General features: G+C 67.7%; 9 protein-coding genes and 1 pseudogene. 8 read left to right on the forward strand and 2 right to left on the reverse strand.

Going from position 1 to position 24248, the window contains the following annotated elements:
• Positions 1-105: 105 nt before the first annotated feature.
• On the forward strand, positions 106-16245 hold the full coding sequence (locus METUNV1_RS04870; protein ID WP_008059440.1) for a leukotoxin LktA family filamentous adhesin: 16140 nt from the start codon (positions 106-108) through the stop codon (positions 16243-16245).
• Positions 16242-17933, forward strand: a complete 1692-nt coding sequence (locus tag METUNV1_RS04875) for a ShlB/FhaC/HecB family hemolysin secretion/activation protein (protein ID WP_232416260.1) — start codon at positions 16242-16244, stop codon at positions 17931-17933. Before METUNV1_RS04870 ends, METUNV1_RS04875 begins: the two co-directional genes overlap by 4 nt.
• 65 nt (positions 17934-17998) lie before the next feature.
• On the opposite strand, the gene METUNV1_RS04880 is transcribed toward METUNV1_RS04875, so the two are convergent.
• Positions 17999-19249 (reverse strand): type VI secretion system tube protein Hcp, encoded by a 1251-nt coding sequence (locus tag METUNV1_RS04880; RefSeq protein ID WP_008059443.1) that lies wholly within the window; start codon positions 19247-19249, stop codon positions 17999-18001.
• A 496-nt stretch (positions 19250-19745) separates the two neighbouring features.
• Between METUNV1_RS04880 and METUNV1_RS04885 the strand changes: the two genes are divergently transcribed.
• From METUNV1_RS04885 to METUNV1_RS04910, 6 genes are all read left to right on the forward strand, one after another.
• Complete coding sequence (locus METUNV1_RS04885) at positions 19746-20444, forward strand: CoA transferase subunit A (RefSeq protein ID WP_008059445.1); 699 nt, start codon at positions 19746-19748, stop codon at positions 20442-20444.
• A 1-nt stretch (position 20445) separates the two neighbouring features.
• The gene (locus METUNV1_RS04890) at positions 20446-21093 is read left to right on the forward strand and encodes a CoA transferase subunit B (RefSeq protein WP_043359086.1); all 648 of its coding nucleotides are present in this window, start codon (positions 20446-20448) and stop codon (positions 21091-21093) included.
• Positions 21094-21122: 29 nt separating this feature from the next.
• Complete coding sequence (locus METUNV1_RS04895; RefSeq protein WP_193374301.1) at positions 21123-21527, forward strand: MerR family transcriptional regulator; 405 nt, start codon at positions 21123-21125, stop codon at positions 21525-21527.
• Entirely contained in the window at positions 21524-22120 is a 597-nt protein-coding gene (locus tag METUNV1_RS04900) for a peroxiredoxin (RefSeq protein ID WP_008059451.1), read from the forward strand. Before METUNV1_RS04895 ends, METUNV1_RS04900 begins: the two co-directional genes overlap by 4 nt.
• 23 nt (positions 22121-22143) lie before the next feature.
• A complete protein-coding gene (locus tag METUNV1_RS04905) occupies positions 22144-22773 on the forward strand; it encodes a glutathione S-transferase family protein (RefSeq protein ID WP_008059453.1) in 630 nt (209 codons plus the stop codon).
• A 148-nt stretch (positions 22774-22921) separates the two neighbouring features.
• A complete protein-coding gene (locus tag METUNV1_RS04910) occupies positions 22922-23542 on the forward strand; it encodes a glutathione S-transferase family protein (RefSeq protein WP_008059454.1) in 621 nt (206 codons plus the stop codon).
• A 326-nt stretch (positions 23543-23868) separates the two neighbouring features.
• Here METUNV1_RS04910 and METUNV1_RS04915 read toward each other — a convergent pair.
• Positions 23869-24248, reverse strand: a pseudogene (locus METUNV1_RS04915) (transposase); the annotation flags it as partial.

Consider the following 24248-nt stretch of genomic DNA (forward strand, 5'->3'; position numbering starts at 1 on the left):
GCAGCCGATGCTGTTCTTGTTCGGGAAATACGCCTAGATTACTGTAAGACAAATTCTTACAAATCGATGGACGCGACAAGCGTCCCGATGCTCAGGGAACACACCATGAAGCCCCGTCGCCCGCGCCCCGTCTCCCCCCGACTCCATCGACTCACTGCGGCGCTGCGCGCGCCCCGCTGCCTGGCCGCCAGCCTGGCCGGGCTGCCGCTGCTGATGTCGCCGTCGGCCTGGTCGCAGGCGATACAGGCTGACGGGCGCACTGCCACCACGGTGAGCACGGTCGGTACGGTGACCGACATCCGGACCGGCACCGTGTCCGGCAACACCGGCTTCAATTCCTTCCGCAACTTCAGCGTGGGGGCGGGTCAGACCGCCAATCTGCACGTGCCGACCGGTGCGCTGAATCTGGTCAACATCGTCCGCGACACCCGTACCGACATCGACGGCACGCTGAATGCGATCCGCGACGGCCGCATCGGCGGCAACGTCTATTTCGCCAACCCGCACGGCTTCGTGGTCGGTGCCGGCGGCGTGGTCAATGTGGGCGCGCTGTCGGTCAGTACGCCGACCCAGGGCTTCGTGGACCGCTTCTTCAGCGCGCCGGGCGTGGTCGACGCAGGGGCGCTGGGCGAACTGCTGAACGGCACCGCGCCGCTGTCGTCGGCGGCCATCCGCATCGACGGCCGGGTGAATGCGATCGACGGGGTCGAACTGGCGGCGGGTACGGTCAGCGTGCGCGGCGCCATTCTGACCGGCGCCCGCTTCGAGGGCAGGGCGCCGGACTTCACCGACGTCGTCAACGCCCAGGGCCTGGCCACCGGCACCCGGGTGGTCGAGCGCGCCGGCCGCATATATATATCCGCTGACGAAGACATTGAGCTCGCCGGTACGCTGGATGCGCGCGGCGCGGCCGGTGTGGACGGCGGTGACATCCGGCTGCGCGCCGGTCGTGATCTGATCGCCGACATGAATGCGCTGGTGACCGCGTCCGGTGACGGCGAGGCCTCGTCCGGCGGCCGCATCGACGCGCTGGCCCAGCGCAACGCGGTCATCCGCAGCGGCGCGGTGATGGACGCCAGCGCCGGCCGCAGTGGCGACGGCGGTTTCGTCGAGTTTTCGGCCAAGGACACGGTGGAACTGGCCGGCGGTCAGTTCTACGCGGACGGGCGCGGCGGCGGTGCCGCCGGCCACGTGCTGATCGACCCGGCCAACATCCTGCTCAGCGCCAACCTGCTGCGCGGTGCCGGCGGCTACGGCACGCTGCCGGACGGCGCGAGCGCCACCGGCGCCAATCTGGAGCTGCTGGCCACCAACAGCATCACGGTGAACGAGAACATCGTGGTGTCCAGCCGGCTGGTGGCCAGTGATCATGTCGGCGGGCAGTCCATCGGCCATTCCGGCAACATCAGCTTTACCGCGCCCAACATCCTGCTGAAGTCCGGTTCCAAGGTGCTGGCGCACGCCAGCGGCACCTTGCCCAACGGCGACCCGATTCAGGGCGGCGACATCACCTTCACCGCGCACCAGGCGTCGGCGGTGAGCATTCTCGGCTACCGCGAGGCGAGCGCGTCGATCGAGCTGGACAATGCGACCGTGAAGGGCCGCAACGTCACGATGACCGCATCGACCGACGTGCAGAACCGCTGGCTGTTCGACGACGCCAGCTTCCAGCAGAACGCCACCAACTTCGCGACCGAAGGCGCGACCGGTCTGCTGGGCCTTGGCGCCTCGCTGCTCGGCATCAACATCGTGCATTCGCAGGCGGTGGGTACAGCCACCATCACGCTGAAGTCCGGTTCGCTGGTCGAGGCGACGCAGGACGTGACGCTTAAGGCGGACAACCTGACCTCGGCCGGCGCCGCGCCGGATACCGGCATCAGCGGGCCGGGCACCCAGGTCAATACGCCGCTCGGCTTGGGCGCGCTGTATGCGCGCAACAGCGCTGACGCCAAGGTCGAGGTGAAGTCCGGCGCCACGGTGCGGGCGAACAACCTCACCGTGCGTGCGAACAACGACGCCACGCTGGAAGCGTCCATCGAAGCCGCTGATCCGGGCGAGGACGCCAGTTCGCAGATGAGCTTCGCGCTCGGTCTCACCTTTGCCGACGTGAAATCGAACGCCACGGTTGAAGCCGGCGCCACGCTGCAGGTGTCCGGCGACGTGACGGTGGCGGCCACCAACCGCAATGCCTTCACCAATTCGGTCACCGCCTCGCTGGGCAACAGCGGCAAGGCCGCCGCCGCGATCGCGGTGAGCGAGCTGAGCAGTTCGGCCACCGCCGCGCTGAACGCCAATGTGTCGGACGCGACCTCGGTCAAGGTGATCGCGGTCAATGACAACACCACCAATGCCACGACGGCAGAAGCAAAGGTGGGCACCACGCTGAACCAGGCCATCCTGGAAGCGGCCAAGGAAAAGGCCAAGCCGCTCACCGACACCTCCGGCTTCATCGAGGAAAAGCTGTGGGAGAAGGTGCTGGGCGGCGCCGAGGTCGACAGCAAGGCGACCAAGCCGCAGTCCACCGCGCTGCGCATCGGCGGCGCCATTGCCTGGGTGGACAGCGAGGCGACCGCCAGCGCCAGCATCGGGCCGAACGCCCGGGTGCATGCGTCGGACAGCGCGGTGGTCGCAGCGCGCACGCTGGGCAGCGACATCCAGGTCATGGCCGACGCGTCGGCGGTGTCGCAGTCCAAGCAGAGCGCCACCGGCAATACCGCGCGCAACACCTTCTCGGCCGGCATCGCCATCGGCAAGTTCTCGCACGACGCGCTGGCCACGGTCGGGCGCGCCGCGACCGTGACCGCACCGCGCATCGCGGTGGCGTCCGACGTCATCATTCCGGTGCGCGAAACGCTGATCACCGGCGGCAGCTTCACCCGCTGGGACGGCCTGTCCACGGTGAAGGACTGGTTCAACGACCTGACCGGCATCCTCGACGTGTTCAACGGTGCGTCGTCGGCGAAGTCGACCTCGGACAATTCGAACAACTCGATCGCCGCCTCCGGCTCGTTCAGCCTGCTGCAGTTTGATCATGCGGCGAAGACCGAGGTGCAGGAATCGGCGAAGCTGAACCTGACCGGCAGCCAGACCGGCGCGTGGAGCGTGCAGTACGAAACCGTGGCCGACGACGCCTCGACCAGCGGCGAGAACGAACAGTTGCTGCAGGAATGGGCCTTCTCGGCGCCGGCCGACCTGAGCGCGCGGCGCGACGTGACCCTGCTGTTCCACGGTGGCCACTTCCTGCCGGGCAGCGCCGGCGGCGGCAGTGGCAGCAAGGGTCTGGGCATGGTCTATACCCAGGAAATCCTGAATGGCGACAGCCTGGTGTTCGTGCGCGAAGGCGCGGCCATCCAGGGCGTGACCGAAAGCAGCAGCGGCACCACGGCCGGCCAGCGCAGCTACACGGTGACCGCCACCCGCGCCACCGACGCCATCGCCATTGCCGCCGAAGGCAAGGATCTGGTCATTTCGCTGGCCACGTTGGCCGGCTATGGCGCCAGCTTCGGCATCAACGGCTCGGTGTCCATCGTCGAAGTGACCAACCGCACCCGCGCGCTGGTCGACGACGAAGCCACGCTGCGCGCCGGCACGCTGTCCATCACCGCGCTCGACGAGCCGGTGCTGTGGTCCATCGCCGGTGGTTTCAACAAGTCGGAATCCGCCGGTGTCGGCGTGGGCATCGCCTACAACGGTGTCAGCGGCACCACCGAAGCGCTGGTGGCCGACAACGACCGCGAGGCGCTGGACGACGGCGGCAGCCGCAGCAGCCAGGTGTCGCTCACCAATGCGGTCATCCAGTCCGGCGACGTGACGGTGGAAGCGCGCGCCAGCGGCCGCATGGAAGCGATCGCGGTGACCGGTGCGCTGGCCACCAGCGACAGTTCCAGCAGTTCCGGCGGCTTTTTCGGCAGCATCAAGAGCAAGTATGACGAGGTGCAGGGCAAGCTCGCGCGCATCGTCGACCTGAAGCCCACCAGCACCTCCAGCCAGGGCAATACCAGCAGCCAGGGCGGCCAGTCCAAACCCAGCTTCGGTCTGGCCGGCGCCGGCAGCGCGGCGGTGAATGACGTGACCCTGGTCACCCGCGCGAAGCTCGCAGACGTGAGGGTGGAACAGGGCGACGGCAGCCCGGCGCAGCTCACGGTGCGCGGCGTGTCCGACCTCGACATCGTGACCGCCTCGGGCGCGGCCGCCTTCACCCGCGCCAACAATCCGAGCCAGACCAAATCGGCGGCGGTGACCGGCAGCGTGTCGGTGAACCTGATCGACAACACGGTCGAAGGCCTGGTCGACAACGCGGAACTGGTCGATACCGGCGACGTGACGGTGCAGGCGCTGGCCGGCGGTGAACAGCTGTCGATCGCCATCGGCGTGGCCATCAACGCCAGTTCGCAGAGCCAGCAGAACTCGGTGTCGGCCACCGGCTCGCTGTCGCTGTCCATCATCGACAACACGGTGCGTGCAGCGCTGAACTCGACCGACCTGACCGGTGCCACCGGCAGCGGCCGCGATCTCGACGTGACCGCCTACAACCGCATGTTCATCGGCACCGGCGGCGGCACGCTGGCATTCGGCGGCAAGACCGGCGCCGGCGGTGCGGTGACCTATTCCGACGTCGCCAATGTCGTGACCGCCGAAATCGCCGGCGGCTCCGCGGTGAGCGGGGTCGATACGGTGAAGGTGCGTGGCTTCAACGCGACCGAGATCGGCGCCGGTGCGGCGCATGGTCAGGCGTCGGCGTCGAACAACGCGAATGCGGTGGGCGGCGCGGTGGTGATCACCGAAATCGAGAACGACACCACCGCGCGCATCACCGGCCTGTCTTCGGTCACCGCCACCACGTCGGTCGACGTGCTGGCACAGGACCGCGGTGCGGAAGCCGGTCTGGAAGACATCATCGAGCCGGGCAGCCGGCGCGAGAACACTGTCAAGGGCCTGGATTACTGCGGCCGCAGCGGTGCGGGCGCCACGCCCACCGGCAACTGCATCACCTCGGTGGCCGGCGTGCTGCAGGTGAATATCGGCAGCAACAGCAACAGTGTCGGTGGCTCGTTCAACTGGAGTTCGATCGACAACGATCTCACTGCCAAGGTGGAAGATTCGAAGGTCGACGTGACCGCGAGCGCCGGCCGGCTGAACGTGAAGGCCGAATCCGACGTGCTCATCACCTCGATCGCGGTCGGCGTGGGCGTGTCGAGCAAGGTGTCGGGCGCCGGCTCGGTGTCGGTCAATTTCATCGACAACGATCTGCTTGCGTCGGTCAGTGCGCCGCAGCAGAACACGGCCTTCGATGGCGTGAAGGCGTCGGCGGTGACGGTGCAGGCCGCCGACCGCTCGCGCATCGACACACTGGCCGGCGGTTTCGCCGCCAGCATGAACAGCGTGGCCATCGGCGCATCGGTCACCTATGCCGAAATCTTCAACACGGTGCAGGCACAGATCGACCGTGCCCATGTCGACGCGGCGGCCACGCTGAACCTGACTGCTTCGTCCGACGCGCGCATCCGCAGTCTGGCGGTGGCCGGCGGGCTTGCGCTGGGCGGTTCGCCGGCGGTCAGTGCCTCCATCGCGGTCAATTTCATCGGCAACACCACCGAAGCGACGGTGGATGGCGCGCTGATCGAGGACAGCGCGACCGGTGCGGCCAATGGCAATGCGGTCACCATTTCGGCCGCTGACCGTTCGACGCTGCAGTCGCTGGCCGGCGCGGTGGCGATCGGCATCGGTCAGAACGCCGTGGGCGGCGCCTTCGGCTACAACAAGATCGGCAACCACACGCTGGCTTCGGTCGAGGATTCGACCGTGCGCAGCGCCGATACGCTGGGGCTGAGCGCCACCGAATCCTCCACCATCGAAACGCTGGCGCTGGCCGCGGGCGGTGCGCAGAGCGTGGCGCTGTCCGGCTCGATCACGCTGAACCATATCGGCAAGTACGCCGGCGACAGCAATGCGGGCGGCGAGGGCGGCAATGTCACCACCGCCGAAATCGTCGGCAGTACGCTGGAAAACACCGGCAACGATTCGGCCGTTTCGCTGACCGCCTCCGACACCTCCACCATCAAGTCGCTGGCCGGTGCAGCGGCCTTCTCAGGCAATACCGCGGTGGGCGGTGCGGTGGGCGACAACTGGGTGCGCAACACCGCGAAGGCGCGGGTGCACGACAGCAGCATCACCGGGGCGACCACGCTGACGCTGGGCGGCAGCAACAGTTCGCTCATACAGTCCGGCTCGGTCGCCGGTGCGGGTGCTGCGACCGGCGCCTTTGCCGGTTCGGCGTCGAGCAACCGTACCGACAACCGGACGATTGCCGAAATCACCGACTCCGACATCGGTGGCGGCACCGCCGCGGTGACCGTGAGCGCGACCGACAGCGCGCGCATCGACGCGCTGGCGGGCGCGGTCGGCATCAGCGGTTCGGCCGGCGTGGGCGCGGCGCTGGCGGTGAACAAGATCGCCAATTCCACGCACGCCACGGTGTCCGGCCTGAAGACTTCGGGCTTCGACATCACGAATCTCGTGGTCAGCGCCGATTCGCTGGCCGCCATCCGCACGCTTGCGGTGGGCGTCGGTGCCGGGGTGGACGTCGGTGTCGGCGGCTCGGTCGCGATCAATCTGATCAGTTCCGATACCCGCGCGGTGATCGAGGACGGCGCGGATATCGAGGCACGCGACAACGTCGCGGTGCTGGCCGAGTCGGACGACAAGATCACGCTGCTGGCCGGCGCCGCCGGCATCGGCATCAGCGCGGCCGGTGTGGGTGCCGCGGTGACCGTGAACGAGATCGGCGGCGCCACCGAAGCGGCCATCCGCGACAGCGCGGTGGCCGCACGAGCGAAGCAGGGCAGCGGTGTCAGCGTGAATACCGGCGAAATCGCTGGTGTGAACCTGAAGGCGTCGGTGGACAAGATGAACACCGGTGGCGGGGGCTATTCGTCGAGTGACCCCTTCACCGCGCCGGACCTCACTGCCAACCGCGCGAAGGAAAACGTGCGCGGCATCGCGGTGAATGCGATGTCCACCCACCAGACCACCACCGGCGTGGCCAACGTCGCCGGCGGCACTTTCGCCGGCGTGGCCGCCACGGTGAGCGTGAACATCATCGGTGGCGATACCTCGGCCACGGTGAGCAGTTCGGTGCTCAACGGCGGCGACAACAGCGCTGCGTCGAACGCACAGGCGGTGCGCATCAAGGCCGCCGACCACGCCTACGGCAACACCTTCATCGGCTCGGTCGCGGTCGGCGCAGTCGGGGCCGGCGCCTCGGCCGACATCAACGTGTTCCAGCGCAACACCACCGCCTCGGTCGGCAGCAGCCTCAACGGGGCGGCCAGCCGGATCGATGCCAAGAGCGGCGCCACCGTGAAGGCGCGCTCGACCCAGGGCGTGTCGTCCATCGTGATCGGTGCGTCCGGCGGCGTGGTCGGTGTGGTGGGCAGCGGCTCGGTAGCCAAGTTCGTCAGCCGCACCGAAGCCAGTTCGGATGATGCGGTATGGCGGGTGGGCGCGCTCGATGTGTCGGCCAGCCATGATTCGAAGTTCTTCGTGGCCGGCGGTGCGCTCGCGCTGGGCGGCGTGGCCGGCGCCGGCACCTTCGCGGTCGGTCTGGATACCAGCGAGACCGAAGCGCACATTGACGGCGGCAGCGTGGATGCCGACGGTGCAGTCAATGTCACTGCGGCCAATACCGCGGAAATGCGGACCTGGGCGGTCGGCGGTGCAGGCGGCGGTGCCGCCGGCGTGGCCGGCGCGGTCGCGGTCGGCATGATGGACAGCAGCACGAGCGCCTACGTGAAGGACGCCCGGGTCGGCAGTGCCGGCGACCGTTCCGGCAGCCTGACCGTACGGGCCACCGATTCGGTGGTGACCGAGAGCCTCGCCGGCGTGGCGGCAGTCGGCGGCATTGCCGGTGCCGGCGCGGGTGCGTCGGTCACCAAGATCGACAACACGACTTCGGCGACGATCGAGGACAGCAACGTGCATGTGACCGGCGCGGTCACCGTCGATGCCGACGCCTCGCGCACGCTGAACAACACCGCGGCCGCGGCGGCCGGCGGCGGTACCGTGGGCATCGGCGGCGCGGTGGCGGTGACCCTGGTCGGCGGCAGCCTGAGCAGCGACGCCGCTGGCGAAGTGAACAAGGATGGCAGCGGCACGCTGTCCAAGACCGACAGTTTCTCGAACGGCAACGCGCTGAGCACCGGTCGCAGCGGCGGAAACGTCAGCACCAACAGCAGCTTTTCACAGGGCGACATCGACCGGGTCAACAGTTCCGGCAAGGTAGCGACCAGCAGCCGCATCAACGGCAGTCCGACCGGATCGACCACTGCGGCCATCCGGGACACCGACGGCGTGGCGGACACGATTTCCGCCGGCGGGAATGTGGCGGTCACCGCCCGCGAACGTGACGCGATCGATGTACTCGCCGGCGGTCTGGCCATCGGCGGCGTGGCCGGCGTCGGTGCGTCGGTGTCGGTGCTGGACGTGAGCCATCTGGTCGACGCCGAAGTGAGCGGCCTGACCACCATCAGTTCCGACGGTGCGGTCGAGGTGTCGGCCAGCACCGGCAACCTGATCACCGGTCGCGACGCGGCGCGTGCCAAGAGCTATCAGGCCGCGGGCGGCCTGGTGGGGCTGGGCGCGGCAGTGGCGACCGCCGAGCTGGATAACCGCGTGAGTGCCGAGATCGGGCGCGGCGTCACCATCAATGCAACCGCGACCGGCGGTGCGATCACGGTCAGCGCCACCGACAGCGCCTCGGTCAGCAGCCGGGCCGAAGGCTATGCGGTCGGCGCGGTGGCGGCCGGCATCGTGGTGGCGACAGCGACCAAGACCGGGCAGGTCACCGCCGACATCGCCGATCTGGATGCGCGACTGAGCGCGGTCACCTCGATGAACTGGGGGTCCGGTGCCTTCACGCTGCAGGCGACGCGCACCGGCGCGGTCGACGCCTTCTCGCGTGCCGGCGCCGGCGGCGTGCTCGCGGGCGCCGGCAGCGGCGCCATCGCCAGCGACACCGGTATCGTGCGTGCGCGCATCGGCGAAGACAGCCGGCTGGACGGCGGCGGTGCGGCGGCGGTCAATGCCGCGACCTCGCCCAGCGTCAATGCAAAGGCGGAAGGGTTCGGCGGTTCCATCATTGCGTATGCCGGCGTGTCGGTGGCCGAAGCCACCTCGACCTCGACTGTCGATGCTGCAGTGCATGCGCAGCGCGTCGAGGCGGCCGGGCTCACGGTGTCGGCGTCGCAGTATCTGGCCGACGGCCAGGTGACCGCACATTCCGATGCCCAGGCCTCCGGCGGCGGTCTGCTGCTGGGCGTGACCGCCACCGAAAGCACGGCTACCGGCACCTCCACCGTGCGCTCGGCGCTCGCGTCGGGCACCGAACTGGCCGTCAGCGGCACCACCCGGGTGGCGTCGGTCAATGACACCCGTCAGCGTGCGGAAGTGTCCGGCGTGGTGCTGGGTTTCCTCGCCGCCGGTTCGAACGACGCAGATGCCGACTCCATCTCGATCACGCAGGCCAGCGTGGCCAATGGCGTGATCGGCTCGGCCGGCAACCGGCTTGAGGTGTTCGCCACCGGCAGTGCCGACAATCTGTCGCAGGCCGAGTCCGGTTCCGGCGGCATTCTGGCCGGCGCCGGCGCGACCGCGGACACCCGCATCACCGCGACCACGGCAGCCACCCTTGGCGGCGGCGATGCCTCGGGCGCGCTCGATGCAGGTGCGATCCAGGTGAAGGCGGAACACCGCGCGCAGTGGAACGGCGCGGTCGACACGGTGCAGGCGGCGCTGGCTGGGGCCAGCGGCGCCACCTCGTCGAACGTCGTGCTGTCCAACGTGGATGCGCAGATTGCCGGCGGTGCGAAGCTGACTACCCGCGATCTGGACGTGCTGGCGAAGAACGTGTCGTACAAGCCGCTGCTGGCCGGCAATGTGTTCAATGCGTCCGCAGGCACCGGCGGCCTCATTTCGGGTGCGGCCGCGGGCTCCTACAGCCTGATCACGAACAACACCCGGGCCGGCATCGGCGCCGGCGCGGTCGTGAACGTCACCGGCGACATCGACAACCCGGGACGCACCCGTGTCGTGGCGGTGAACCAGCTCGATCTGTACGACCGCACCAAGCTCGACACCGGCGGCGCGATCGCGATCGCCCAGGCCGAGTCGTCCATCGTCGCCAACAACCTGGCTGAAGTGACGCTGGGCGAGGACGCCAAGCTGGATTCGGTGGGCGACGTGTATTTCGGTTCGCGCACCGATGCCGATCTCCAGACCAGCGCCAACGCGCGCACCTACGGTCTGGCCGGCGCCGCGATGGGCACCTCGACCACGGTGCTGAACTACAACAACCGCACGGTCGTTGGCGCCCGCGCCGACATCCGAGCAGACGGCGAAATCAATCTGCTGGCCGGTCGCGATGCGGAGGGCGTGTCCAATGACATCAACGCGCGGGCACGCACCGACCTCTACAACAAGACCCTGGCCCCGATCATCGAATCGCAGCTGAAGGCGGACGCTGCGGTCGGCGCGATCAACTATGTGGAGGTCGCCACCGACGCGAAGGTACGTGCGGTCGAGAACGTGAATCTCGGTGCCATCCGCGGCAACAACATCGCCGACGGTCAGGGCGTGGGCAAGGATCTGTGGCGCGAGGCGGCCGCTGCGGTGGCCAGCTTCTTCTCGAATCTGGTCGGTCAGGGCGACGTGTCGCTCGACCTGCACGGGGGGAGCAGCACGGTCACCGGCAGCGCAGGCGTGCGGGTGAATGGTCTGGTCGATGCCGGCATCCAGAACAAGCAGCGGCTGGTGATCAACTACACCGGTGCCAACCCGAACAACATCTACGACGAGCGGAACATTTCGATCGGCGAGAAGACCGAGGGCGTGCGCTACACGATTTCGTCGGAAGACCGGGTGGCCAACCTGTTCAACGAAATCGCCCGCCTGACCACGCTGCGCGGCCAGTACGCCGGTGACGCCGCGTCCGAGGCGGCCTACGACAACGAGATCAACCGGGTGACCCAGCAACTGCTGGACGACGGTCTCGCCACGCTGGAAACCGTGACCAACGCGCAGGGCGTGCAGGTGAGCCAGCTGGTGCCGCTGAGCGCGGCGCCGGTCAAGTACATCAATGTGCAGAACGTGCTGGCGCGCGGGGGCGACATCAATGTCACCGGCGACTATCTGGTTGGCGGGTCCGCCGCGACGCTCAAGGCGCGCAAGGACACCGAGATCTACATCGACAACAACAGCCCCTTCTACCTGCGCACCGCCAGGCTCACCATCGCCGACACCGGCGGCAAGCTCACGCTGAATGGCGCGACCATCCCCGGCAGCAGCAGCGGCGCCATCAATTCCGCGATCAACGCCCGCAACAGCAACGCAGGCGCCGGTTCGGCCGCCTTCGGCACGGTGCAGACCGCGGCGTCCGGGCCGACGCCGGTGATCGAGGTGCGCAACGACTACAACCCGCCGGCCGATCCGCGCGCCACCGTGTCCTTCGCCGCGCCGGACATCCAGATGACCGGCAACGTGACCAACGTGACCGGTACGGTGAAGGTGAGCAATGCCAAGGGCAGCATCATCGTGCAGGGCCTGGGCAACCAGGCCGCGCCCACCATCATCGCCAACTCGCTGGACATCGCCGCGGGCAAGAACTTCGTCCAGAGCTATGTGAACGGCTTCTTCAATGTCGGCGGTGCGGCGATCGCGAAGGATCAGTTCGGCAACTTCGGCGGCGCCTGGGGCAGCGTCGCGGCCGAGAGCGAGCGACTGGCCGAACTGGTGCCGGTGACCACCAACAGCTACGAACGCTCGGTCAATACCGAACATCTGGCCGCCGGCCCGGGCGTGATCGCTGGCAACAACGTGTTCATCAGCGCGCGCTACCTCAACATCAACGGTACGGTGCAGGCCGGCATCGCCGACTGGAGCCTGACGCTGGGCAGCAATCTGGACACCACCATCCAGGGTTTTGCCGCCGACTACGCGGCGAAGGTCGCGGCCGGCCGCAAGCCGGCCAGCGCGCTCTACACGCTGACCGAAGCCGATAACCGCGCCGGCAGGATCGCGTCGAGCTACAACGCCGAAACCGGTCTGATCGAACTGGATGGCGTGAAGGTGCAGGGCGGCTACATGCAGCTGTTCGGCGAAGTGATCAGCACCGGTGGCGGCAACCTGAAGGTGGTCGACGGCTACGGCCGGGTCAATGTGACCAACAACACCGCCTACGGCCTGCAGATCAATGGCATCGACACCGGCCACAACATCGAGGGCAAGATCCGGATCACCGATACCGCCTACCGCTACAACGCGACCACCGGCACCATCGTGAGCGACCACCAGGCCGCGGGCTTCAACTCGATGCGGCCGGTGACCACCGAAATCACCCGCAACGGCAACAGCATCCTGTTCGAGAAGCGGGTGGTCGGCAGCAACGGCAGGGAAGTCGTGATCGACAGCGACAGTGGCGGGAGCGGTCGGTCCACCACCTATACCCCGCTGCCCGGACAGCGCTACGTATTCACCACCGGCGACAGCTTCGAGAAGGTGGATGTCTACAGGGCCTACCGTGATTCGGCCATCGGCTTCATTCCGTCCGGCAGCGGCGGTTACCAGATCGGCCCGCTCACCACGGTACGCCAGGGCGATCCGCTGCTGGCGGGCGAATACGTCGATCAGGCCGGCCAGACCAATCGCTACGAGTTCGACCTGACCCGTTACTCGACCAGTGCGCCCACCCGCGCCAGTCGCAAGACCTGGTCGGAGTGCATCGCCAGCAGCCCCGGTGTGTGCTGGGAGCGCCGCTACTGGGTGGAAGACACCTGGGTACAGGGCAAGAAGGACTTCAACGTGCATTCGCTGAAGGCCGACTATGCGATCAACGTGAACTTCATCGGCTGGGACGCCAATGACGCCAACGCTGGCGTCAATGTGACCAGCAAGGCCGGCATCACGCTGGTGGGCGGCATCAGCAACCTGGACCAGACCACCACGCTGACCAGCCAGCTGGGCAGCATCAACGCCGGCAGCGACTTCGGCGTGGTGAGCGGCAAGACGCTGCGCTTCAGCGCCGAAACCGGAATCGGTGGTGCGAATTCACCGGTACTGGTGAGCCTGCAGGACGGCGGCTCGGTGCGGGCCACCACGACCGGTGGCGACGTCGCGCTGAAGACGCTGGCCGGCGACCTGATCATCGACAGCGTGAGCACCGGTGCCGGCAAGGTCAGTCTGGACGCCGAGCGCAGCGTGCTGCAGGCGGCGAGCACCCAGGGCAGCGCCGCGATCAGCGGCGACAGCATCAGCCTGCAGGCGCGCACCGGCAACATCGGCAGCGCCACGGTACCGCTCAATCTGCAGACCAATGCGGTGGCGGGTGGCGTGCTCAATGCCGAAGCCAGCGGCGACATCACGCTCCGGCATACCGGCAGCGGCGAGGTGAGGATAGAGCGCATCGCTTCGTCCGGCGGCGACGTGACGCTGTTCGCCGGCGGCACGCTGATCGACGCCAACGCCAACGAAACCCGCGACACGCGTGCCGAATCCGAACTGCTGTCGCTGTGGGACAGCCTCAACCTGATCGACGACGGCAGCACCACCCGCGGCGCCGGCCTCAGCCGTGCCGACACGCTGGCCGCCTACAAGGCCCAGCAGGAGCGCGATTACTCGACCTACTGGCTGATGCGCAACAGCGGCAACATCCAGGGCGGCCGCTATGTCGCCACTGCCGGCGAGCGGCAGGCGCTGCCACAGGGCGTCAGCGTGGCCAGCTACGAGGCGCAGCGCACCGCGGAATTCCAGCGGCTGCAGGGGCGTTTCGGCAACACCACCTACGACGCCAATTACAGCTATCAGCTGAGCACCACCGAAACCGACAACCTGTCGGCCGGCTATGCATGGACCGCCAAGCAGCTCACCACCGCGCTGCCGTCCAGCGTCCTGTTCAAGAGCACGTCGGATACCGAGACGCGGATCGAGGAAGCCAACATTTCCGGCCGCCACATCCGCATCGACACCGCAGGCGGGCTGGGCAAGCTGTCGGGTTCGGTCGAGATTCCGGCTGACGCCACCACGCTGAGCAATGCACAGCGGCTGGCGCTGGCCGCGGCCGAGCCGGACGACATCAGCTTCGACGCTGTCCGCAACATGATCGTGGTGCTGCAGCGCGACGACATCGACATCGCGGGCAATGCGGGCCAGGCGGCCCAGAGCGTGCAGATCAATGCCGCCACCCATGCCTATCTCGGTTCGGAACAGGACATCAACATCGATCGCGTCGGCGCGGGTCAGGCGATACGCATCAAGGGCGGCGGCGGCATCTACGAGTACGCGCTCCGCAACTCGAACCAGGCGGCGATCAGCGGCGACAGCCTCATCCTCGAAGCGTCCACCGGCGCGGTCGGTCGCGACGGGCGGCCGCTGACCGTGGATATCGCGAACGCGCTGACCGTGCGTGCCGGCACCGAAATCTGGCTGCGTGGCATGGCCGGCAGCCACAGCACGACCGGCAGCCTGAACCTGCAGGAAATCTTCGCCCACGGCGACATCACGCTGGACAGCGACGGCAGCATCGCAGACGCGCGCGGCGGCAGCCGGCTGGTCGCGCTGCAGAGCCAGAACGGCGCGGTGAACCTGAGCGCCGACGGCGACATCGGCGCCGACGGCAATCCGCTGCGGCTCAGCGCGGCCGGTGCGGTGAGCGCCGATGCCGGCGGCGACGTGCATCTCGGGGCCGTGGCGACCGTGCCGGCGCCCAATCTGCGTACCGATCTGCGCATCGGCCACATCGACGCCGGCGGCGACGTGTCGGTCAGCGCTGAGCAGGGCAACCTGACAGTGGACGGCGCCATCCGCTCGGCCGGCACGCTGGCGCTGAAGGCCGATGGCACCCTGAGCCAGGCCGCGGCGGATTTCACCGCGCCGGGCAACATCACGGTGGAAGCGGGCCGTTACGTCATGGCCGACGGCGCGCTGCTGCGCAGCGACAGCGGCACCATCGCGATCGACGCAGATGGCGACGTGGTGGTGGGCCGCATCGAGGCCACGCAGAACGCGACCGCGAATGCGCTGCGCATCACCACCACCGGCCGCATTCTCGATGGCGGTGACCTCGGCACCTACGATCTGGTGGCCGCCACGCCGGGCGCCGGCGTCACGCTGGACGCCGCGGGCGGTGTCGGCAACGCGAGCTGGAACAACGGTTCGCCGCGCGCGGTGCCGGATGCGCTGGAAACCGACATCGCGAAGATCGACGCGATCAGCACCGCCGGCGGCGTGCATCTGGACGAGCGTGACGGCGTAGAGGTCGGTCGGATCGAGGTGCAGCAGGACGCCTGGCTGCGCGCAGGCGGTGACATCGCCGGCGGTAACGTACGTGCGGAGCGCGGCAACATCGATCTGCTGTCGGGCGGCAAGGTGACCGTGGTCGATGCCACCGCGGTGGCCGGCAGCACCACGGTGCTGGCCGAGGGCGACATCCTGATGGACGCGGTGACCGCCGGCAACGGCGTGACGCTGGAATCCGCCCAGGGCAGCGTGAGCGTGTCGCGCATCACCGGCGACATCCTGTCGCTGTCGGCGAAGAACGACCTCAACCTCGGTACGCTGAGCGTGGGCCGTTCGCTGTTCTTCAACTCCGAGGCGGTGACCGCGCGCATCGTGCATACCCGCAACGACGCGCCGCTGGCCATGCGCGCGGTGGGTCGTCAGGGCGCGCCGGCACGCTGGGTGGATCTGACCATAGACAGCCCGGTCGGCGTGCGCTTCGACCGCTTCAACGTGCTCGATGCCGAAGTGACGATGGAGAACGGCTCTCTGCGCATCGACCAGGGCCGGGTCGAGAACCGGGCGAACTTCTACAACCCGGTCACCCACGTCTATATGGACAACACCAGCACCGTGGTGCTGCCGGCGGACGTGCAGCTGCACCATCCGGGCAAGACCTTCGGCAACATGCTGCTCGACCAGTGGAAGCTGGTGACCGATCCCTATGTGGTGATGCGCGATCCGCTGCACGAGGTGGTGATGAATACCGTGCTGGACTACAGTGGCCGCGAGCAGTCGCGAGAGCTCATCGTCACCCGCGTGAATACGCCGGACAAGCAGTCGGCTGCCGGTCAGGTGCCCCAGATCGCTGCCATTTCGATCAATGTGCCGGTAGACATTCCGGCCGTGAATTCGGGCGATGACGAAAGCGAAGAGGAAGCCGAAGCCCGGCGTCGGGCGGAAGAGGAGAATGTGCAGTGAAGCGGTGCAACAGGGCGGGGCACAGGGGGCTGCTGGTCGTGTCGGCCTGCGGCGTGCTGATGGCGGCACAGACAGCGTCGGCGCAGGTCGCGCCACAGTTGCCGGCGGCGGCCGATCCGGGCGTGATCCAGGAACGTTCGCGCGATATCGAGCGGCGTCTGCGCGAAGAGCGCGAACGCCGGCCGGACGACGCGCCGGCCATCGACGACGAGGCGCTGAAACCGGCGCCGGCCCGTCCGGCACCCGCCGGCGTGCGCTTCCAGCTCAAGCGGGTGGATTTCACCCGGTCCGAACTGCTGCCGGAGGCGACGCTGCGCGAACTGGCTGCGGGCATCGAAGGCCGCGAGGTGTCGCTGGCCGAGGTGCAGGCGGTGGTGGACCGCATCAACGCGCTGTACCGCGACCGTGGCGTGCCGACCGCGCAGGCGGTGCTGCCGGCGCAGGACGTGACCGACGGCGCGGTCACCATCAAGCTGGTGGAAGGCCGGGTCGGCCAGATCCTGCTCGAGGGCAATGACAGCACCTCGGGCGATTTCATCCGCGCGCGTCTGGGTCAGGCGCCGGGCGAACTGGCCGACGTCGGAGAGCTGGAGCGCCGCATGCTGCGCTTCAACCGCAGCCAGGACGTGCAGCTGCGCGCCGAACTGAAGCCGGGCGCGCGCTTCGGCGAAACCGACTACGCGCTGTCGGTGAAGGAACCGCCGAAACACGAAATGCGGCTGTTTTCGGACAGCAGCGGCAGTCCGGCCACCGGCGTCTACCGTCTGGGCGCCTTCTACCAGAACCGCAGCCTGCTCGGCTTCCGTGACGCGCTGGGCGTGACCCTGGTGGGGGCCGACGGTCACGAGGGCAGGGCGCTGTCGTACAGCTTTCCGCTCGGCACGCTGGGCACCCGGCTCACGCTGTCGTGGTTCAACGATCGCACCGAAATCGTGAAAGGCCCGTTTGCACCGCTGAACATCCGCGGCGAATCGACCGCCTGGACCGCGCTGCTGCGGCATCCGCTGCTGCTGGGTTCGAACTACCAGCTGGACCTGACCGGCGGTGCCAAGACCCGCAAGACCGAGAGCTGGATTTCCGGCCGCCTGTTCCAGTCCACCGACATCGACGACCTGTCGCTGGGCGTGGATGGACAGTGGTGGGAAAAGGACCGCATCTGGAACGCCTCCCTGGTCTATTCGAACGGCAAGGCGCAGGCGATTTCGGACATCGTGAGCAGCTCGTTCGCGATCTGGCGCGGTCAGGTGCGCCGTGTGCAGGACTTCGGCGACGGCTGGTCGCTGCAGAACGCCTTCACCTTCCAGTACTCGGGCGACCGGAATCTCACCTCCAGCGAACAGTTCCTGATCGGCGGCGAAGGCAGCGTACGCGGTTACCAGACCGGTCTGTTCAGCGGCGACAAGGGGCTGACCGCATCAGTCGAACTGCACCACCCGCTGCCGCAGCCGCCGGTGGCGCCGGTGCGCACCAGCGGCTTCGCCTTCATCGATTACGGCGCCACCCAGCCGTTCCGGCCGGTCGGGTCGACCCGCGGCACCGACACGCTGGCCAGCTACGGCTGGGGCGTGAATGCCAATATCAACGACCGGGTGCAGGCGCGCTTGACGCTGGGGTTGCCGCTGCGCGACCGCATCCAGGAGCCGCGCGGCTACTACGTGCACTTCCAGCTGGTGGCGCAGGTGTTCTGAGCGCAGGCACTCGATGGTCGGCAGTGCAGCCGCAGGCGGGCGCCCGCGGCCGTACAGGTGCCTGCTCAGGTGGGCAGCCGGCGCTTTGCCGCGATGGCCAGAACGCCCAGACCCGCCAGCAGCATCAGTGCGGTGCGGGGCTCCGGAATCGGGGCAGGCGCCGGCGGCGGCGCTTCCGAACCGGCCGCCATCGCAGCGAGCCTGCCGTTGCCGAAATTGCTGACGCTAGCTCCCTGCAGTGCGTCGTCGAGGGCTTTCTGCGCACGCAGATCGTAGCCGTAGGAACTTGATCCGGTGGCCTTGCCAGTCTCATCGAGTTCCCACACGGTCTGGGACATCCTCGAAAAGCTCATCGACTCGGACACATACGGCTGGTCACCGCCGGACGACAGCGACAGGCCGGTAAACACCACGTCCTGGAACACCAGACGCATGTAGGCAGCCGGATCTCGGCCCCCGCCGTAGACCGACACGTAGTCGACCACCACCTCCCCGACGCTTTTACCGGTGACCAGCCTGTTGAAGACCACCGGCGTGGTCTGGTCGAAAGCCTGCGTGATCGACAGTTCGCTGAAGGACGGTGCGCTGACCGAGCGTGTCGCCGGGCTGTAGGACGCACCGACGCCCAGCTGCGCCGAATCGATCTGGATCCAGTTGCGATAGGCCTCGCCGGTCACTTCGCCGGCGATCGCATCGTTGCCACTGCCCAGCCTCATGTAGATGCCCGGGGCGACCGAGGTTCCGCCGCCCGACGTCAAAGGCGCACGTGCACCGCTGAGCGTTCCTTTCTCGGTCACGAGGTCATAGCTAGCAACGATTTTCGAGCCCGCATCCTTGCCGGTCGAGGACGGCGTATAGCTCATCTGGATCTTGCTGTAGGCCTGGGATGCGGAGACCGAACCGTTGGACAGCGAAACCCCTGTCATGGCCACCTTCTCGGTTTTCAGCTGCAGGTAGGTGGTCTCGCTGCCTCGCGAGTCCGTGCGCGTGAGATCGATGGTCGACTTTTCGGTGATCGAGCGGGTGAAAAGCTTGTTCATCAGTCTGGGCACACTGATGTCCGCCTGCTGGCTCCATACGATGTCACTGAAGCTCGGACGGCTTACCTGCCATGCGCTTCCGGTGTTCTCCAGCGCTGCGGAGACGCCTGCGCCCCATTGCAGGCTGTCGACGCTGATCCAGTTCTCGTGGCCGAGTGCAGTCGACGCCCCGTCAGCGCCGGGCAGATCGATATAGATGCTGGCGTGGGTCGCGCCTGACAGCAGCAGCAAAAGTGCGGCGGCGCATGCACTGCGCCTGAGCGGATGCGGGTTCATTTTCTGACCTCCTGGTTATCGTTGGGGTGATCGGAGGGCAGCGCCCGGCGATCGGATGTCCTGCGCGCAACATCAGCACGATCCCACTTGCCGTGGCTGCATGCAATCGCCGGCTGACTGCGGATTCCGGCCGGTCGAGGCGCGTGTTTCCGCCGGTCGGCTCGCACTGGATCCGGCCCTCCGCGTCGTCCTTCGCGGCCCTTCCGCCCGCCTTGTCCGGGCCGCAGCGGTCCGGTACCGCGACAACCGGCTCCGGCTGCCGGAGCCGGTCGGCTGAAAGTCGGACCCGGTCGTCTGCCGCGACGGACGATTTCCGGACTGCTGCGCTGGCGGACCGCAGCATTCCATTCGCGCATCGCCATGAAAACCCTTGTCCCGCGTGCCTTCCGTTTTTGCTGCGATGCCGCAGAACGGCGTGGGCACGGGCTTTGCGTTGCATGACCGTACGCCGCACAGCCCGGTGCGGCCAGGCAGCACGAGCACAAGGAGGAGGCAGATGAACAAGCGCTACCCGGACGCGAAGAGCGCGCTCAAGGGATTGCTCAAGGACGGACAGACGCTGGCGGTCGGCGGCTTCGGGCTGTGCGGCATACCGGAACAGCTGATCGACGCGGTGGCTGAAAGCGGTACCCACGATCTGACCGTGATCAGCAACAACGCGGGCGTCGATGGCATCGGGCTCGGCAAGCTGCTGGCCAACCGCCAGGTGCGCCGCATGATCGCGTCCTATGTCGGCGAGAACGAGGAATTCGAGCGCCAGCTGCTGTCGGGCGAGCTGGATGTCGAACTGACGCCGCAGGGCACGCTGGCGGAAAAGCTGCGTGCCGGTGGCGCCGGCATCCCGGCCTTCTACACCCGTACCGGTGTCGGCACGCCGGTGGCCGACGGCAAGGAAACGCGCGAGTTCGGTGGCCAGTGCTATCTGCTGGAGCACGCGCTGGTGGCCGATGTGTCGCTGGTCAAGGCATGGAAGGCGGACGAGGCCGGCAATCTGGTGTTCCGCAAGACCGCGCGCAACTTCAATCCGATGATCGCCACCGCCGGCCGCACCACGGTGGTCGAGGTCGAGGAACTGGTGCCGACCGGCGCGCTGGACCCGGACCAGATCCATACGCCGGGCATTTTCGTGCAGCGGGTGATCGTCAATCCGACGCCGTCGCGGCATATCGAGAAACGCACCACGAGGAGTGCCTGACATGGCCTGGACCCGGGACGACATGGCGCGCCGCGCGGCGCGCGAACTGAAGGACGGCTACTACGTGAACCTGGGCATCGGCATGCCCACGCTGGTGGCCAATCACATTCCCGAAGGCATGGACGTGTGGCTGCAGTCGGAGAACGGCCTGCTCGGCATCGGCCCCTTTCCGACCGAGGACGAGGTCGACGCCGACCTCATCAACGCCGGCAAGCAGACGGTGAGCACATTGCCCGGCAGCAGCTTCTTCAGCAGTGCCGACTCGTTCGGCATGATACGCGGCGGGCATATCGACCTCGCCATCCTCGGCGCGATGCAGGTGAGCGAACGCGGCGATCTGGCGAACTGGATGATTCCGGGCAAGCTGGTCAAGGGCATGGGCGGCGCGATGGACCTGGTGGCCGGCGTGCGCCGTGTCATCGTCATGATGGAACACTGCAGCCGCAGCGGCGAGCCCAAGATCCTGAAGAAGTGCGACCTGCCGCTGACCGGCGTCGGCGTGGTGAATCTCATCATCACCGACCTGTGCGTGCTGGCGGTGACCGCCGACGGACTGGAGCTGCGTGAGCTGGCGCCTGGCGTGACCGTGGATGAGGTGATCGCGCGCACCGGTGCGCCGGTCCATACCGCGCCGGTGGTGCTGTGCTGAGGGCGGCGGCCGCGGCGCCGGATGCCGCCGTGCGCCGCAGCGCGCGCACGTCACTGCTGACGCTGCAGAAGCTGGTGCAGGGCTACGGCATTCCGCTGGGCCGGGTCGCCGCCTTCGAGGAACTGGGCATCATCCGCGCCGATTGTGCCGACCGCTACAGCTGCGATGACGACGACCGTCTCATCATCGCGGCCGCCGCGGTGCAGCTGGGGTTCACGCTGCGCGAACTGCGCGAGCTGATGGACCTGTACGACGAAACCTCGCCGGCCCGGCGCGCACTGCCGCACTTCATGAAGCTGCTGGCGAGCTATCAGCGCCTGATGGCCTGGCGCCAGCCCGAAGGCTACGACCCGGCGCCGGCGGGGCGGCAGCACAAGCCCTTCCGCGCCCGTCTTTTCCGTCCGGACATCGTTTCGAAGAAGGAGGCGACATGAGCACGCTGGTGGGGCAGACCGCGCCGGATTTCACCGAGAACGCGGTATGGGGTGACAACGAGTTCCGTCCCTTCACGCTGTCCGACGGGCGAGGGCGCTACACGGTGCTGTTCTTCTATCCGCTGGACTTCACCTATGTGTGTCCGTCGGAACTGATCGCCTTCGAGCGCCGCATGTCGGAATTTGCCCGGCGCAATGTCGACGTGGTCGGCTGTTCCATCGATTCCGCCTACACCCATCTGGCCTGGAAGCGCACGCCCTACGGCGACGGCGGTGTCGGGCCGCTGAGTTATCCGCTGATCGCCGACATGACGCACGCGGTGTCGCGCGCCTATGGCGTGGAAGGGCCGGCCGGCATTTCGCTGCGCGGCACCTTCCTGATCGACCGCGACGGCATCGTGCAGCACCAGATCGTCAACAACCTCGCGCTCGGTCGCGACATCGACGAACTGCTGCGGGTGATCGACGCGCTGCAGCACACCGAACTGCACGGCGAGGTGTGCCCGGCAGGCTGGCAGAAGGGACGCAAGGCGATGACGCCCAGTGACCGCGGCGTTGCCGCCTATCTGGCCGAACACTCGGACATGCTGTGATGACCCCCTGGGAGAACCGACACATGAAACTGTATGACTGGCACGCCGCACCGAACCCGAAGCGGGTACGCATGTTCCTGGCGGAAAAGGATCTGGATCTGAACATCGTCGAGGTGTCCGGCGAGAACCTGCGCCTGCGTGCCGACTACATCGAGAAGTTTCCGCAGGCCATGGTGCCCATGCTGGAACTGCCGGACGGCCGCCAGATCGGTGAGTCGATGGCCATCTGCCGCTATCTGGAAGAACTGCACCCGGCGCCGCCCATGCTGGGCCGCAACGCCTACGAGCGCGCCATCGTCGACATGTGGGAACGGCGTGCCTTCGACGAGGGCATGATGGCCGCCGGCGAGGTGTTCCGTAACACCGCCGATGCTTTCCGCGACCGCGGCCTGCCGGGTTTCGCCACGGCGGTCGCGCAGATTCCGGCGCTGGTCGAGCGCGGCCGCGAGCGCCTCGGGCATTTCTTCCGCAAGTTCGACCAGCAGCTCGGCAAGCACCGCTTCGTCGCCGGCGATCACTTCACCGTGGCCGACTGCACCACCTTCTGCAGCATCGAGTTCGCCGGCTGGTCGGACATCGGCATTCCGGCCGACTGTTCCAATCTGCTGCGCTGGCATCGCGAAGTGAGTGCGCGTCCGAGCGCGCGCGCCTGATGGCAGAACGGCGAGGTGAAGGCTGGCCCGGCACCGGCCGGCCCGCCGCACGCCGGCAACAGGGAAGGGCTGGCGCCAGGCGCGTCGGCAACACGAGAGCTGGCTGGCAGCCCGCCGGCGAAGGAGCACTGCATCGGGGGATGCGCGAATGATCGACCTTTATGCTGCGCCGACACCTGAGGGCTGGAAGGTTTCGATCGCGCTCGAAGAGCTGCGCATCCCCTATGCGGTGCACCCGGCCAGCGCCTGCGAAGGGCCGGGGCTGACGCCGGATTACCAGCGGGTCAGCCGCTGCGGCTGCGCACCGGTCATCGTCGACCACGATGCCGACGGCTGCCGCATCAGCGATGCGGGCCCGGCGCTGGTCTATCTCGCCGAGCGCCAGGGCCAGCTCATGCCGGCCGACGCCATCGGCCGCTCCCGCGTCATGCAGTGGCTCATGCTGCCGGTCGACGGCGCCGATCCGGCGCGCGCGCCGGACCCCAAGTCATCACGCGAAGAAATGCTCCGGCTGTTCACGCTGTTCGACCGCCGGCTGAAAGAGTCCGACTACCTGGCCGGCAGCTACAGCATCGCCGACATCGCCCACTGGTGCTGGGTGCGCATGCATGCCTGGTCCGATGTGGACATGCATGGCTTCGCGTCGCTCGCCCACTGGCTGCAGCGCATCGCCGCCCGTGACGCCACGCGCCGTGGCCTGCGCGCGCTGCCCACCTCCGAACGCCCCGCCGAGCATGTGTGGCGGGTGAAGTCCATCCTGCTGCGCTGAAGGCAGCGCGCAGTCCTCGTTTAGAGGTCCCATCGCGGCGAGGGCGCCGCTTCTACGAATACGCGAAGGTCGTCGTCAGGGCGCGTGAGCGCGATGCTCTGCCGCGATCCGGCCATTGATCACGCGCAGTCCCTGATTCGAGGCCCTGTCGCGGCGAGGGCGCCGCTGCCACGAATACGCGAAGGTTGTCGGCAGGGCGCGTGAGCGCGATGCCCTGCTGCGATCCGGCTATTGATCACGCGCGGTCCCTGATTCGAGGCCCCGTCGCGGCGAGGGCGCCGCTCCTACGAATACGCGAAGGACGTCTTCAGGGCGTGTGGGAGATTCTATGTTCCAACGCAAGCGTTTTCGTGTTGTTTAGGAACGTAGTTGGAAGCGTTCTTCATCAACGAGAAGGCGACCCGTGCGAGCTTTCTTGCCAGAGCGACCAGCGCCTGGGTGCGGCTGAATCCGCGCTGGAGCAAGCGCTGGTAGAACGGTTGCCAGGTGCTGGAGCGGCTGGCCGCCATGGCGGCGTTATAGAGCAGACGGCGCATCTCGGCATCCCCCTTCTTGCTGAGCGCGCCGCGTCCGCGCTGGGTGCCCGATTGGCGCACGGTCACATCCAGGCCCAGGAAGGCGATGAAGGCATCGCCGCCGCTGAAGCGGGCGCGGTGGAAGGTGGCGCACAGGCCTGGCGGCGGTGAGTGCGCCGATGCCTTCGACC

This window comes from Methyloversatilis universalis FAM5, from assembly GCF_000214035.2.
GTDB lineage: Bacteria > Pseudomonadota > Gammaproteobacteria > Burkholderiales > Rhodocyclaceae > Methyloversatilis > Methyloversatilis universalis.